Annotated in this window: 11 protein-coding genes; 4 read left to right on the top strand and 7 right to left on the bottom strand. The window is 60.0% G+C overall.

Going from position 1 to position 15,255, the window contains the following annotated elements; all coding sequences use genetic code 11:
• Positions 1-12: 12 nt before the first annotated feature.
• Both lptG and lptF read right to left on the bottom strand, forming a co-directional pair.
• Positions 13-1,077 (bottom strand): LPS export ABC transporter permease LptG, encoded by a 1,065-nt coding sequence (gene lptG / locus F568_RS0117145; protein WP_019019994.1) that lies wholly within the window; start codon positions 1,075-1,077, stop codon positions 13-15.
• Positions 1,077-2,156, bottom strand: a complete 1,080-nt coding sequence (gene lptF, locus F568_RS0117140; RefSeq protein WP_019019993.1) for an LPS export ABC transporter permease LptF — start codon at positions 2,154-2,156, stop codon at positions 1,077-1,079. Before lptF ends, lptG begins: the two co-directional genes overlap by 1 nt.
• A 240-nt stretch (positions 2,157-2,396) precedes the next feature.
• Here lptF and F568_RS0117135 point away from each other — a divergent pair, with 240 nt between their 5' ends.
• The gene (locus tag F568_RS0117135) at positions 2,397-3,917 is read left to right on the top strand and encodes a leucyl aminopeptidase (protein ID WP_019019992.1); all 1,521 of its coding nucleotides are present in this window, start codon (positions 2,397-2,399) and stop codon (positions 3,915-3,917) included.
• A 101-nt stretch (positions 3,918-4,018) separates the two neighbouring features.
• A complete protein-coding gene (locus F568_RS0117130; protein ID WP_019019991.1) occupies positions 4,019-4,444 on the top strand; it encodes a DNA polymerase III subunit chi in 426 nt (141 codons plus the stop codon).
• A gap of 136 nt (positions 4,445-4,580) precedes the next feature.
• On the opposite strand, the gene mqo is transcribed toward F568_RS0117130, so the two are convergent.
• Together mqo and F568_RS0117120 are read right to left on the bottom strand one after the other, a co-directional pair.
• Entirely contained in the window at positions 4,581-6,320 is a 1,740-nt protein-coding gene (gene mqo, locus F568_RS0117125; protein WP_019019990.1) for a malate dehydrogenase (quinone), read from the bottom strand.
• A 333-nt stretch (positions 6,321-6,653) separates the two neighbouring features.
• Positions 6,654-8,291 carry a methyl-accepting chemotaxis protein gene (locus F568_RS0117120; protein ID WP_019019989.1) on the bottom strand — a complete coding sequence of 546 codons (1,638 nt, stop codon included), beginning with the start codon at positions 8,289-8,291 and terminating at the stop codon, positions 6,654-6,656.
• Between the two features lie 283 nt (positions 8,292-8,574).
• Here F568_RS0117120 and F568_RS0117115 point away from each other — a divergent pair, with 283 nt between their 5' ends.
• Positions 8,575-11,433: a valine--tRNA ligase gene (locus F568_RS0117115; RefSeq protein WP_019019988.1), complete on the top strand. Its 2,859-nt coding sequence runs from the start codon at positions 8,575-8,577 to the stop codon at positions 11,431-11,433.
• Positions 11,434-11,549: 116 nt separating this feature from the next.
• Here F568_RS0117115 and F568_RS23120 read toward each other — a convergent pair whose 3' ends face one another.
• The 3 genes from F568_RS23120 to F568_RS23985 form a co-directional block, all read right to left on the bottom strand.
• Positions 11,550-12,701 (bottom strand): GGDEF domain-containing protein, encoded by a 1,152-nt coding sequence (locus F568_RS23120; protein ID WP_019019987.1) that lies wholly within the window; start codon positions 12,699-12,701, stop codon positions 11,550-11,552.
• A 156-nt stretch (positions 12,702-12,857) separates the two neighbouring features.
• Positions 12,858-13,337, bottom strand: a complete 480-nt coding sequence (locus F568_RS24495) for an META domain-containing protein (RefSeq protein WP_083933055.1) — start codon at positions 13,335-13,337, stop codon at positions 12,858-12,860.
• Between the two features lie 26 nt (positions 13,338-13,363).
• Positions 13,364-14,509: a GGDEF domain-containing protein gene (locus tag F568_RS23985; RefSeq protein WP_019019985.1), complete on the bottom strand. Its 1,146-nt coding sequence runs from the start codon at positions 14,507-14,509 to the stop codon at positions 13,364-13,366.
• Positions 14,510-14,850: 341 nt separating this feature from the next.
• Between F568_RS23985 and F568_RS0117095 the strand changes: the two genes are divergently transcribed.
• A complete protein-coding gene (locus F568_RS0117095) occupies positions 14,851-15,255 on the top strand; it encodes a DoxX family protein (RefSeq protein WP_019019984.1) in 405 nt (134 codons plus the stop codon).

Here is a 15,255-nt window from a genome sequence, read left to right as displayed (position 1 = left end):
CCCTGGCAGGCGCTAGCCGCTTCGGCGTAGCAGATATAACCCCAATAGCACGCAGCCCAGCGTTGGTGCCAGCACTGCCCATACCGGGGAGAAGCCGAACACGGTCGAGGCCGGCGCCAGCAGGTCCTGAAGGTATTTGAAGGTGAGGCCCACGATCACGCCATAGAAGACCCGAGTGCCCGCCGCCACACTACGCAGCGGGCCGAACACGAACGAAGCAGCAACCAGCACCAGCGAGGCCATGGTCAACGGCATTAATACCTTCTGCCAAAAGTACAGTAACGGCTGGGTGGCAGCCTGCCCTTGTTCGCGCAGATAGGTGGCGTAGGCCCACAGCTCACTGGGCGCTTGGCTATCGACGTCGCGCAGCAGGCGATTAAGCTGCGCCGGTGTCAGCTGCGTCTCCCAAGTCATGCGCTCGAGGTGCTCTGACTCGGTGCGCTGCTCCAGAAAACGGGTGACATCGGCGTCTTCAAGCACCCATTGATCCTCCACCCAGACAGCGCGTGCCGCATGCGTGGCTTCGACCAGCCGCTGGCCATCGAACTGATAGCGAGTCAGGTCGATGACGGTGTCATCCGCACGAATCGCGCCGAAACGGTAGAAGTTTTCGCCTTCGCGCTGCCAGCCACCGCGCTGGGTCAACACGGCGCCCTCCCCAGCCATCTGCTCAAGTCGCCAGGCCTCGGCAAACTGCTCGGTTCGCGGGCTGACGAATTCGGCAATCAGCAGCACGGCTACGATAACCAAGCCAATCGGCTTCATCACACCCCACAGGATGCGGGTCAGCGAACGGCCCGCCGCCCGCATCACGGTAAGTTCGTTGCTCGAGGCCATTGCCCCCAGCCCGATCAGCGCCCCGATCAGCACCGCTACTGGTGCATACTGGTAAAAACGCCACGGCAGGCGCATTCCCAAGTAGAGCAGGACGTCGAGTGCTCCGTACTCGCCCTCGACATCCTTGAGATCGTTAATGAAGGCGATGACCAGGTCGAGCCCCAGCAGCACCAGTTGCACCACCACGATGGCGGCAAGGACGTTGCGCGCGATATAGCGGTCGAGACGGTCGATCAACATTAGCGCCCCCCTCCCAATTGCGCCCGCCGGGTCATCCACACGCCCAGCAGCAAATACATGAGGTGGATCGGCCACATACCGACCGCTGCCGGCAGCGCACCACCGGCGATGGCATCCAGCCCCGCCAATAGCAGACTCAAGTAGCTGATATGCAGAAAGATTGCCGGCAGCAGTTTGGCGAAACGTCCCTGCCGCGGGTTGACGCGGGACAGCGGCAACGCCAGCAGTGTCAGGATCGGCACCATCAATGGGAGGCTGATCCGCCATTGCAACTGAGCCAAGGCCTCGGGGGTTCCCGTTTCGAGCAGCAACTGTGTGGACGCATATTCAGGATCGTCGAGTTCGCTACTTTCCATGGCTCGTGACAGGCGAACCGCATAGGTGTCGAACTCGAGACGTTCGGCCATCGCACGCCCCGGGTCGACGCTGTAGCGTTCTCCATCGGCCAGTACCAGGAAGCGGCTGCCGGTCTCTGCATCGACGGTCTGATAGCCACTGGTGGCACGCGTAACCACCGTTTGCGGCGTACCATCGGAGCGGCGCTGGCGCTCACTGATGAACACGCCCTGCATGCGGCTCTGATCGTCGTTCAAACGCTCGGTATAGGCTGTGCGTCCATTGCCGATGTCCTGGAAACGCCCCGGTGCAAGCGCCGAGAAATCCAGCCGGCTCTGTTGCTCCTCGAGCAGGATCTCATTGTGGCGCGCCCCGGCAGGCGTCAGCCATAAGCTGCACAATGCCACCATGAACGCTACCAACACTGCAGGCAACATAGTGACCTGTAGAAGCCGATTGGGACTCGTGCCGCATGCGACAAGTACGGTAATTTCGCTATTGAGATAGAGTTGCCCGTAGGCCAGCAGGATGCCGAGGAAAAACGCCAGGGGCAGGATCAGCTCCAGAAAGCCCGGCAGGTGAAAGAGCATCAGGGTGCCGAGAATACTGGCTGGAATGTCGCCTTCGGCCGCGTTGGAGAAATAGCGGATAAAACGACTCCCCATGATCACCAGCAACAGCACGCCGGCAACGGCGGCCATGGTGACCAGGATTTCGCGTGTCAGGTAACGAAAGATGAGCAAGACGGTCTCCCGATGTGGCTGGCTCCACGCACCGCACCTCGACAATGCCTGATACCGGTGCGATATGCCCTTCCATGAACGTGTTCGGTACCGAGTCGTGGCCCATGCAATGGCGCTCGCCTTTGCGTACACTGGGGGAAGTTCGGCCTAGTGCCGGCATTATCCAGATTCCCCAGACCCTTGTCTCGTCAAGAGACCTCTGTCTTGTGGAGGAGAAGCCCTTTGTCCAGTGGAGACGACATGGAATTTCCTGTTCTCACCGTCAATCCGGCCAAGGTCGAGACGGCCTGCTTCGTGGTCCCGGTGTTCAAGGAGGGTGACCTGCTACCGGCAGCGGCCAAGCTCGACGACGCCAGCGAACGCCTGATAGGCCAACTTATCGAGCGTGGCGACTTCGACCCGGCTCTCGGTAACGTACAGTTGATTCCCTTTGCCCCGGGTCTTGCCGCCGAGCGCCTGCTGTTGGTAGGTCTTGGTGACCGTGCGAAATGCAACGAGGGCAATTTCCGCAAGGCACTAGACGCCACCTTCCCGGCGCTGGCCCGCCTGCCGGTGGACGAAGCCGTGGTTGCCTTCGGCGACGTACCCGTTCCTGAGCGAGACGGCGCCTGGAAAGCGCGCATGATCGCCGAAGCCTCCTTGCGTGCGGTCTATCGCTTCGACACCTTCAAGTCCGAACCGGCGCCAGTACCGCGCCTGTCCCGTGTCGGCCTGCTGGTCAGTGATAATGCCGAGGCTGCAAACAGCGAACTGGGAGCACGCATCGGCAGTGCCCTTGGCCATGGCATCAACTACGCACGTACCTTGGGCAATCTACCCGGCAACGTTTGTACGCCACGCTACCTTGCCGACCAGGCCGTACAAATGGGGCGTGACTCCGCAGGCCACCTGGCAGTGGATATCCTTGATGAGGAAGCCCTCGAGGCGCTGGGTGCCCGCACCCTGCTCTCTGTCGGCCGAGGCAGCGCCGAGCCCTCTCGCTTGATCGTCATGCGTTACCAGGGCGCAGAGAGTGATGACGAGGCGCCGCATGTATTGGTCGGCAAGGGAATCACGTTCGACACCGGCGGCATCTCGCTCAAGCCCGGTGCCGACATGGACGAGATGAAGTTCGACATGTGTGGGGCCGCCAGCGTGTTCGGTACCATGCAAGCCGTGCTGTCGATCAAGCCCAAACTCAATGTGATCGGTATCGTAGCTGCCGCCGAGAACATGCCCGACGGGCACGCCACCAAGCCCGGCGACATTATCAAGACCCTCAAGGGCCTGACTGTCGAAGTGCTGAACACCGATGCCGAGGGCCGCCTGGCGCTCTGCGATGCGCTGACGTATGCCGAGCGCTTCGAACCGGCTAGTGTAGTCGATATCGCCACCTTGACCGGGGCCAGCGTAATCGCCCTCGGCTCACACGCTACCGGCTTGTTCTCCAATGACGACGATCTCGCCCTGGACTTGCTGGAAGCAGGCGAGACAGCCTGGGACCGTGCCTGGCACATGCCGCTGTGGGATGAGTATCAAAGTCAGCTGGATTCCAACTTCGCCGACATGGCCAACATTGGTGGCCGCCCCGCCGGGGCCATCACCGCGGCGTGCTATTTGTCACGCTTCGCCGACAAGTACCCCTGGGCGCACTTGGATATTGCCGGCACGGCTTGGCAGTCGGGCAAGCAGAAAGGCGCCAGTGGCCGCCCCGTGGGCCTACTGACGCAGTATCTGTTGGATCGCGAAGAGGATACTCGGGACATTACCACCGAAGCGTGATCTGCTCGTTTTACGAGCGTCATAAGCCAAAGCAGCGAGAGCGATTCTCGCTGCTTTTTTAACGCTGTATGGCAAGCGAAGTCAGTTTTGGATAGTGCTTCATGACTCAGATCGACTTTTATATTCTTCCCGACACCTCGATTGAGGCTCGCCTCGATTTTGCCTGCCGTCTGACCGAGACCATCTTCCGCAAGGGTTACCGTTTGCATGTTCACGTGGCCGACGAGAATACGGCCAGCCAGTTCGACGATCGCCTGTGGCGCTTTCGCCCCGATAGTTATGTGCCGCATGCCATCGTCGGTAACGAAGATGCACCCGTTCCGGTCACCATTGACTGGCGCGAACCGCCTGAGCCCGGCATTGAAGCCATGCTCAACCTGCACCCTGACATCCCCGAATGGTTTTCACGCTTCGAGCGCGTCGCAGAAATCATCAACCAGAACCAGGACGTGCTGACCGCCAAGCGCGAATGTTGGCAGACCTACAAGCGTCGCGGGTACCCGGTCAAGGCCCACCACATCGGTTAGCGTACGGCAGGCACGCTTCGCGTTGCATCGAGCGTTTAGCCAGTTCCAGAAACGACGAGACCCACCGCATCCGGTGGGTCCGTCAGTACCATAATACTTCGCAGGGTGCCTACTCGTTAGGCGACGGCGCGAGGACTCAGGCGTCGGTGGCGCTCTCGATGCGCCCTTCCTCGTCGGCATTTTCCACATCGCCGACCGTGCCGCCTACCGGGTCGGTAGCGTCCTTCGCCGCTTCGCTGCTGTCGTCGCCTCCCTGTGCGGCACTACTTTCATCGCCGCCCGGCAGGTTGGCCTGAACAAAGGCTTCCTGGCCGTCCAGTTCCAACACGCGAGAAGTGTTGAGACGCACCTGACGCAGTAGCTCCGGATTGTCGGCCAGCTTCACATTCAGCGAGGGAATGATTTCCTGGAGTTTGGTCTGCCACGCGTCGCTTTCGACTCGCTCGGGGAAGACCCGTGTCAGCAGGTTGAGCATGATGGGCGGCGCAGTGGAGGCACCCGGCGAAGCGCCTATCAGCGCTGACATGGTGCCATCTTCAGACACGACAACCTCGGTGCCAAACTGCAGTTTGCTCCCCTCATCGGTCTTCTTGATGATCTGGACACGTTGACCGGCGTTCCACAGTTGCCAGTCGTCCGGGTTCAGCTCGGGGTAGTACTGGCGCAGCGCCTCGAGGCGATCTTCCCGGTCCTGCAGCACCTCACCTACCAGATACTGCACCAGATTGAAGTTGTCCAAACCGACTTTCATCATCGGCCAAGTGTTGCTGAGCGTCATCGACTCGAACAGGTTGGTCCAGGAGCCTTCCTTCAAAAACTTTGTCGAGAAGGTAGCAAAGGGGCCAAAAAAGAGCGTCGGCTGCCCATTCAGATAGCGTAGATCGAGGTGCGGCACTGACATCGGCGGCGAGCCCTCGGCAGCCAGGCCGTAGACCTTGGCCGTGTGGCGCGAAACCACGTCCGGGTTAGTGGTGTAGAGGAAGGAGCCTCCCACCGGGAAGCCGGCATACTGGCTGGCCTCGGGAATGCCTGATTCCTGTAGCAGCAAAAGCGCCGCACCACCTGCGCCGTTGAAGACGTAGCGGCTGTTGACGGTCTGCGTCTCGCCACTACTCACATCGGCGACGGTCACACGCCAGGTACCATCGTTGTTGCGTTTCAGCCCACGTACTTCGCTGTTCATGGTCAGCGAGACGTTCGATTGGCGGGCCAGGTTCTCGGCCATCTGGCGCGTCATTTCCCCGAAATTGACCTCGGTACCGAGATCCATGCGGGTGGCGGCCATTGGCGTGCCATCCTCGCGCCCCTCCATCACCAACGGCATCCACTCGGCGATGGTGGCGTTATCCTCGGTGTATTGCATGCCGGCGTAGAGCGGGTTCTGCGACATGCGCGCGTAGCGCTCGCTCAGGAAGTCGACGTTCTCCTGTCCCCATACCAGGCTCATGTGAGGCACGGAGGAGATGAAAGCGTTGGGATCGGGGAGAATGCCCCGCTCGACCTGGTGGGCCCAGAACTGACGCGATATCTCGAACTGCTCGGTGACACCGATGGCGCGTGAAATATCGACGCCGCCGTCATCCGTCGGCGGAGTGTAATTCATCTCGCAAAAGGCGGAGTGGCCTGTGCCGGCGTTGTTCCAGCCACTGGAACTCTCCAGGGCGATGCCGTCCAGGCGCTCGTAGAGTCGAATGTTCCAGTCGGGCTCTAGCTCGTTGAGGTAGGTACCCAGCGTCACGCTCATGGTGCCGCCACCGATCAGGACGACATCGACGATGTCGCTATCGCCGCTCGCGGCGCCCTCTTTCCCGGCCAGGGCATAACCGGGCAGCAGGCAGAGATGCAAACATAGCGCTGCGGTCAGTTGTCTTTTCATGGCTGTCTCGACTTGCTGGCTTGCTGTTCGGAAGGCCCTTCCGTGCGGAGGGCCAGCGCCTGCCTCCATCACACGATGACAAGCAGGAAAGACCTTGAGGGGGCGGCACTATAGCGCAGGAGATAACACGGCTCTGTTTATCTAAATATAAAAAGCGGTGGCATCGATTTTCTTAATTAAAAAAAGTGCATATGCGTATTTCACGAGCCATACGCGTCATGCTGGTTGCGGCTGGTCGCGCCATCGCCGAGGTGCCCGGTCTCGGCGACAGAAGAAACTGAAGCGTTGAGTAAGCTGAAACGCCGGTCCAGCGGCCGGCGTTGACTCGGCGAGTTACGGTGCGATCTTGAAGCGCTGCACCACTTCACTGAGGGCGAGCGAGCGCTGCTCGAGCTCGCTCGCCGCTGCGGCAGTTTGCTCAACCAGTGCGGCGTTGTGTTGGGTGGTCTGATCCATCTGCGCGACGGCATCGCTGATCTGCTCGATACCGCTGGTCTGCTCACGAGCCGCGGCGGCGATCTCACCAAGCAAATCGTTCATGCGCTGGATCTGTACGTCGATTTCCTTCATCCGCTCGCTGGCCGTGCCGACGCGGGTCGACCCGGTGGTGACCTGGGTATTGGATGCCTCGATCAGCGTCTTGATATCCTGCGCGGCGGCAGCCGAGCGGCTGGCCAACTGACGCACCTCCCCAGCGACCACGGCGAAGCCTCGGCCCTGTTCGCCGGCCCGCGCCGCTTCCACTGAGGCGTTAAGCGCCAGCAGGTTGGTCTGGAAGGCGATGTTGTCGATTAGCGTGATGATTTCGGTGATTCTACCGGCACTGGCGGTAATATCACCCATTGCCGCGACCGCTGCGCTGATCGCTTCCTGACCGCTCTGCGACGTCTCAGTCGCTTGACGCACCAACTGTCGTGCCTGATCGGCGCTGTCTGCACTCTGGCGTACCGTGGCAGTGATCTCTTCCATGCTCGATGAAGTCTGCTGCAGTGCGGCTGCCTGCTGCTCGGTTCGCGACGACAGCTCCTGGTTGCCCGAGGCAATCTCGCCGGCGCCGTGGTCCACCGCCGAACTGGTGGCATGGATGGCGTGCACCGAGTCCTTCAGCCCATCACGCATGCGCTTGATGTCATACAACAGGCTGTGGCTGTCACCGTCACGCAGCACGACCGGCGCGGTCAGATCGCCGCCGGCAATACGTTCGACCACCTTCGCCGCATAAGCCGGTTCGCCGCCGAGACGGCGCAGGATATTGTTGATCAGCAACCAGAACACCATGGTCACCAATGCCCCAGCGACCAGTGCCACCATCCCCGACTTGATCAGCTGTGCCCTGATCGTGGCGTTGACATCGCCCATGAACACACCGCTCGCCACATAAGCGTCCCACGGCTTGTATCCGGCCACATAGGCCCGCACAAGCGGTGTCGTTTCCGAGCCACGGGCGAAGTTGGAACGATACTCTGCGAAGCCGTGACCATCAGTGCGTGCCGCATCGACCAGCGCCTGGAACAGTTTTTTTCCGGTCGGATCGGTAACCTGCGAAACATCCTGCCCGACTGGGCGCTTGGGATGGGCGAGAATATGCAGTGTGCCGTCGAAGGCATAGACATAGTTGTCGCCGCCTTCGAAGCGCATGTTGCGGATGGCGTCGAATGCCTGCTGCCGCGCCTGGGCGTCGCTCATCGTGCCGCTTCTTGCCAGCGCATCGTAGTGGCTCATCAACGTTGCAGCCATATCGACGGCGGTGATCATGCGTTGTTGGCGTTCCTCGAAAATCGCGCTGCGGCTCTGCCAGGCATTGATCGCCAGCATGCCGACCAGGATCAGCCACAGTACTCCGATGCCGACTCCCAACTGCTTACGCACCGATATGCCAGCCATCTTGCCGGTACTCTTGTGTTTACCGGCTTCGTCTGCCGAAGCTGCCTCAACCGGCAATTGTTTCTGAAATCCCTGCGTTAATTCCACGGCTTCCTCTCATTTCTTGGCGGCGTTGCATCACAGGCCGCGGCAGCCGTCGCAGAAGTAGGCTCTCGGCGAGGCGTGCGCCACGTGACATTAAACTTTGGTCGTAGACGATAACCTGCTTATTATCGCCACCTGATCTGAATTCTTTAGCAATTAGCCGCTTACAGCGCTGCCATGACGCCAACGGTCGTGTAGCGCTATACTTGTCGCCATTTATTTAGCCCCTGCATCCGGGCCCGCCGCGCAGCGAGTGTCACCACGTTCAAACCGAGTCAGTCAGCCCATGGAAAAAACGTATCAACCCGAATCGATCGAAACCCGCTGGTATCAACGCTGGGAGGCGGACAATCGCTTCGCGCCCTCCGGGCAAGGCGACCCCTTCTCGATCATGATTCCGCCGCCTAACGTCACCGGAAGCCTGCACATGGGCCATGCGTTCCAGGACACCATCATGGATACGCTCATCCGTTGGCGGCGCATGCAGCAGCGCAACACGCTTTGGCAGGTAGGGACCGATCACGCCGGCATCGCCACGCAGATGCTCGTCGAGCGCAAGCTGGCCGCCGAAACAGGTCAGTCTCGCCATGATCTGGGACGCGATTCGTTCATCGACAAAGTCTGGGAATGGAAAGCCGAGTCCGGCGGGCACATCACTCGCCAGCTGCGCCGCATGGGTGCCAGTGTCGACTGGAGTCGTGAACGCTTCACCATGGACGACGGCTTCTACAAGGCAGTTCAGGAAGTCTTCGTGCGCCTTTTCGATGAAGGCCTGATTTACCGCGGCAAGCGCCTGGTCAACTGGGACCCGACCCTGCACACCGCCATTTCCGACCTGGAAGTGGAGAATCGCGAACAGCAGGGCCAATTCTGGCACTTTCGTTATCCGCTGGCCGACGGCGTCACCACCGACGACGGCAAGGACTACCTGATAGTCGCGACCACCCGCCCCGAGACACTGCTCGGCGACACCGGCGTGGCGGTCAACCCCGAGGACCCACGCTACGCCTCGCTGATCGGCAAGTTCATCGAGCTGCCTCTGGTCGGCCGTCGCATCCCCATCGTGGCCGACGAACACGCCGACATGGAAAAGGGCTCGGGCTGCGTGAAGATCACCCCGGCGCATGACTTCAACGACTACGAGGTCGGCAGGCGTCAGGGGCATGTGCTGATCAATGTCTTCTCGCGCGATGCCCAGATCCTCGAGCGCGCCGAGATCTTCGATCAACAGGGTCGTCCGCTGCCCGACGAGGACGACACCCTACCGGCCGCTTACGCCGGCCTGGATCGTTTCGCCGCGCGCGACAAGATCGTCGCCGACATGGACGCACTGGGCCTGCTTGATAAGGTCGAAACCGTCAACAATACCCTGCCCTACGGCGACCGTTCAGGCGACGTCATCGAACCGTTACTGACCGACCAGTGGTTCGTCGCCGTGGAAAGCCTGGCCAAGCCGGCCATCGAAGCGGTGGAGAACGGCGACATCCAGTTCGTGCCCAAGAATTACGAGAACATGTACTTCGCCTGGATGCGCGACCTGCAGGACTGGTGCATCTCACGCCAGTTGTGGTGGGGCCATCGTATTCCGGCCTGGTATGACCCGCAGGGCAACGTCTACGTGGCGCGGACCGAGGCCGAGGCCCGCGAGAAGTACGCCCTCAATCCCGACACCGTGCTGACACAGGACGAGGATGTGCTCGATACCTGGTTCAGCTCCGGGCTTTGGACCTTTGGCACGCTGGGTTGGCCGGAGCAGACGCCGGAACTCGCGACCTTCCACCCGTCTAGCGTGCTGGTCACTGGATTCGACATTATCTTCTTCTGGGTCGCGCGCATGATCATGATGACCCTGAAGTTCACCGGCGAGGTACCCTTCAAGACCGTCTATGTGCATGGCCTGGTCCGTGATGGCCAGGGCCAGAAGATGTCAAAGTCCAAGGGGAATGTGCTCGATCCCATTGATTTGATCGACGGCATCGATCTGGAGACGCTGGTCGACAAGCGTACCGGCAACATGATGCAGCCACAGAAGGCCAAGGCCATTGCCAAGGCCACGCGCAGTGAGTTTCCCGAAGGTATCGAGCCTCACGGCACCGACGCTCTTCGCTACACTTTCCTGTCCCTGGCCTCGACGGGGCGCGACGTCAAGTTCGACATGGGCCGCCTCGACGGCTTCCGCAACTTCTGCAACAAGCTATGGAATGCCTCTCGTTACGTGCTGATGAATACCGAGGGCGAGGACATCGGCCCAGGCTCACTCAATGACGGCGAGGTCGAGCTGTCGCTGGCCGATCGCTGGATCATCTCGCGCCTGCAACAGACCGAGGCACAGGTGACCAAGGCCTTGGAAGAGTATCGCTTCGATCATGCCTCGCAGGCACTTTACGAATTCGTGTGGAACGAGTACTGCGACTGGTATCTGGAACTGTCAAAGCCGGTGCTGTGGGATGACAATGCCCCGGTTTCTGCCAAGCGCGGCACACAGCGTACCCTGGTACGTGTGCTTGAGGCGATCCTGCGTCTGGCCCATCCGATGATGCCCTACATCACCGAGGAGATCTGGCAGCGCGTGGCGCCGCTGGCCGGCAAGGCTCGAGACGATGGCAGCGAGTCGATCATGAACCAGCCTTGGCCGCAGCCGGAGTCGAGCAAGATCGACGAGCAGGCCGAACGTGACATTGAGTGGCTCAAGGGTGTAATCGTTGCCGTACGCAACGTGCGCGCCGAAATGAACATCGCCCCCGGCAAGCCTCTCGACGTGCTACTGACCAAGGGAAGCGACGCCGACCGCCAGCGCCTGGAGAGCAATCGTCCGTTCCTCGCCAAGCTGGCCAAGCTGGCCAGCGCCGAATGGCTCTCCGACCCGGCCGAAGCGCCATTGTCAGCCACCCAACTGGTCGGCGACATGGAAGTGCTGGTGCCAATGGCCGACCTGATCGACAAGGAAGCCGAACTGGCCCGCCTGGCCAAGGAACTCGACAAGCAGGACAAATTCATCGCCGGGATCGAGAGAAAACTGGGCAACGAAGGTTTCGTCGCCAAGGCCCCAGCCGAAGTCGTAGAGAAAGAACGTGCCAAGCTGACCGACGCTCAGGCCAGCCGCGCGGTTCTCGCCGAGCAGCGCGACAAGATCGCCGCTCTATAACTCCTGCCGTATAACCGAAGCATGTAAAGCAAGAAAGGGCCGGACATTGACATGTCCGGCCCTTTCTCTTTTAACCATGCCTTAACCGACCTTCACTCAACACATAAAACCATCAATCAACCAAAACGTGAGAGCCGTTGTGGCTGCACCGGGAGCGGATCTTCCTTGGTCGGTACCGTTATCCGGGGATCTCTGGCCACGATACGGTCACGTCCAGTGCGCTTGGCTCGGTACAGGCGTTGATCGGCAAGTGCAATCAGGCCATTGAGGTCATTGGCCTGGCTAGACACGGCTACCCCGATGCTGACGCTCATTGACAGATGCTGCCCGGCCGCAGCAGCGTAGGGATTCTCGCGAACCAAGGCCGCAAGACGTTCGGCCACGCCCACGGCATCGTTCAATGTCATGCCGTTGAGTACGACCATGAACTCCTCGCCGCCGTAACGCCCCAGCACATCTTCTTCACGTAACCCCAGGCGCAGACATTCGGTCAGATGGCACAGCGCGCGGTCGCCCACATCGTGGCCATGCTCGTCGTTGATGCGCTTGAAGAAATCAATATCGATCATCAGCATGGCAAACGTGCGCCCGCCTTGCGCCATCTGCTCCGCCGCCCTGAGAACCGCACGGCGGTTATAGGCCCCAGTCAGCGCATCATGGGTTGCTTCACGGCGGTAGCTTCGCTCGAGACGTTCGGTCACGCCTTCCAGCCCCGTCAGGATGACGGCGAACAGCACGCTGACCAGCAGCAGGTTGGCCATCAGCACCAGATCGGGGATCAGCGATTCGTGATGCCAGCCTGGGGTCTGCTCAGGCAGGTCAGTGACCTGCAGCGCCGTCAGCGCCAGTATCAGCAGGCTAATGCCAAGCTTGGCCACCGGAGGCATGGCGCTGATGTAGATAGTCAGCAGAATGACCGAGAAGTAGAGCTCAAAGCCGACACCCGCCCCGTAGACGTTGAGGGACTCGAGCATATGCCAGGCCATGCTCGCCAGCACCAAGCTCACGCCTACGGTCATGTACCCCCGCCGGTGCAGCTCCCGGGCAACCAGCACAGCCCCCAGGCCGATCAGAGTGATAGCCAGCAGTCGCTCGCTACCCAATAACCAGAACATGGGTAACAAGGCCAACACGTAAGTTGCCGTAGCGATGATATAGAGCCGAGACAGGGTATGAAAATAGCGCTGCTGTTCGGGAGGCAAAGGACAAGCGGGAAACGCGAACGAACGCCACTTGTCCGGAATCTTTCGAGAGTTACAAGCAACCATGAATTCCCTTTCTCCTTCCGTCGCCAGTTCAGGTAACGGAATGTTCTTATCGACGGTATTGACGAAACCTCACGGCCCCACCATCGACCCATGGATTGATCCAGTTCCAAGGTGCTCTGTTTCTGTTTTGATAACCGCGCGTTGCGGTGCTACGCCTTATCCTTGGCGCTTGAAACCACCCAACACGTGACCGTCACGCCCCATCAGGACCAAACGATCATGATCGAGAAGATAACGGTAGGCTTGCGATAATAATTCTGCGACCTGTGGCGACTGAGGCAGGCCGGGACAGGCCATGCGGGTTGTCGCCAGATCGGAGACCACCAGCCTCCGTTCATGACCTAGCGTAGCTTCTCCTTGCAAAGTATTACAGCCGTCACTGCCTACAAGCTGCAATATTTTACCTTTCGGTAACAATGAGAAATATGCCTTGCGCTCTCCCTTCCACCACTCGTCCGTCCCAATCAAGGTTAGTTCCCAGCGCACGCCCACCAGAGGGGAGTCGGCCACAAGCGCAGCTGGCGCCTCTTCCATGACCGGTTGGGAAGACCCACACCCAGCCAGTACTGACACAAACAATCCCGCTAACCAGTTGCGTCCACGCCCGCTGACGTAACGAATGTTCTTTCCTTTCATACCTGCCTTCAATGAGCGAGCCAGTTTCAGGCATTGTCCGCCGATGGCGTTTCATGTAGCAAGCGCGCCGTGACCCCCTCACCCAATTCGGTCTCCCGGGATTCGCCCCCCTGTGCAAAAAGCCGGTCGCGTCCCGATGACTTCGCTAGGTAAAGCCGCCGGTCAGCCAAGTCGACGACATCACGTAACTTGTCGCCCTCACTCGATAATGCCAGCCCCATGGAAACGGTCACGGCCAGATCGAGCGATTCCAGCCGGCACGGCGAGCCAGACAATGTGTTGCGCAAGCGTGTCGCTACGCCCAACGCCTCTTCCCGCGAGGTATCGGGTAATAGCACCAGGAACTCCTCTCCCCCGACCCGACCGATAAAGTCCGCCTCACGCAGCGTCCTGCCCAGCAGTTGCGCCAAGTGACGCAGCACCTCGTCCCCGACGCTATGGCCGTGATTGTCATTGATAAACTTGAAGTGATCGGCATCCAGCAACAGCAGCGCAAATGGATGCCCTGCCTGCCAGTAGCGCTCGGACTTCTCGAAGATGGCACGCCGATTCAGAACCCCGGTCAGTGAATCGTGGGTGGCATCGATACGAAATCGTCGCTCAGTGGTTTCGGTAATGGCGTAGACCTGCAAAACGATGAACGTGAACAACACAAAAGTGACCACGACGTTCAGGGAATACAGCAATTCACGGCTCAAGCTGCTGTAGGGCCAATTGCCCAGTGTGCCGAACAGGAGGTGCTCCGTTGCCAAGATAAGGCTGATCACGAGCAAGCTGAGGAGAAGCTTGAGACGACGCGCCAAATCGCTGATCAATACTTCAAACAGCAACACGAAGAAAAAATACTCACAGCCGGTCTCGTCACCGAGTGCCATTCCAGTAGCAATGATCAGGGTTGTGGCAGAAACAAGCTTGGTTAGCAGCGCCTGGGGGCACTGACCATGGCGGTGCAGCACAATCGCCACGATGTTGGCCGCAATGCAGGCCAGGTTAAGCAGTGATAGCGCCACGATGTCGATCGCGGCGAATACCGGGATGTAGATTAGATGCGCCGCGATGGCAAAAAGATAGATATGGATAAAAATCTGGTAACTGCGCCGTCGCTCGGAAGCGAGATCGGCGGGGGGCCGCGTCAAGCGTACCCAGCGTGACCGGAATGCACCACTGGACATAGTATTCCCCCCTGTATGCGGCCGCCTTGCGCATTTTTCTGATTGAGGCGACAGGCAGCCCAAGAGGCAGCTCATGCCCTCACGGCCTGCTCCAGCGTAGGTCGGCTCACCTCACGCATGAATCGAGCACATGCCAGGACAAGCTCATGGACTAGTTCGTCTCGATGTAGCTCTAGCATCCGGAGCCATGCCAATCATAACGTTTCGCTACGTTGGTGGGCATTCGCCTCGATCAACCTACCCGTCACAGCAGGCATGGTATCGTTGACGCCCGTTAGCGAACCTGGCCGCCATGCCTCAAGAACGGCATTTGCCGGCCTTTACCAGAATGAGGGCTCTGCATGCTTCAAGCACTGCACAACGATGCTGTCGGCAAACTCATAATTCGGCTGAGTGTCGGCGTGCTGATCCTGTTGCACGGTGTCGCCAAGCTGCTCAACCCGGGCAGCCTAAGCTGGATCGGCGATCAGGTTGCCAACCAGGGTCTGCCGGTCTTCCTGGCATATGGCGTATTGATCGGTGAGGTCGTCGCTCCGATCATGGCGATTGCTGGCTGGCAAACGCGCATTGCGGGGCTGCTCATGGCGGGGAATATGGTTGTGGCTATCTTCCTGGCTCATTCCGGCGAACTCTTCACGCTGGGCCGAAGTGGCGGCTGGGCGCTGGAACTACAGGGTATGTTCCTGTTCGGTGCCTTGGCCCTGGTGTTTCTCGGCAGTGGACGTCTGGCCGTTCGCCCCGACTAG

Source organism: Modicisalibacter luteus DSM 23508 (genome assembly GCF_000378505.1).
In the GTDB taxonomy this organism is placed as follows: domain Bacteria; phylum Pseudomonadota; class Gammaproteobacteria; order Pseudomonadales; family Halomonadaceae; genus Modicisalibacter; species Modicisalibacter luteus.
This window is presented reverse-complemented; position numbering and strand designations above follow the sequence as displayed.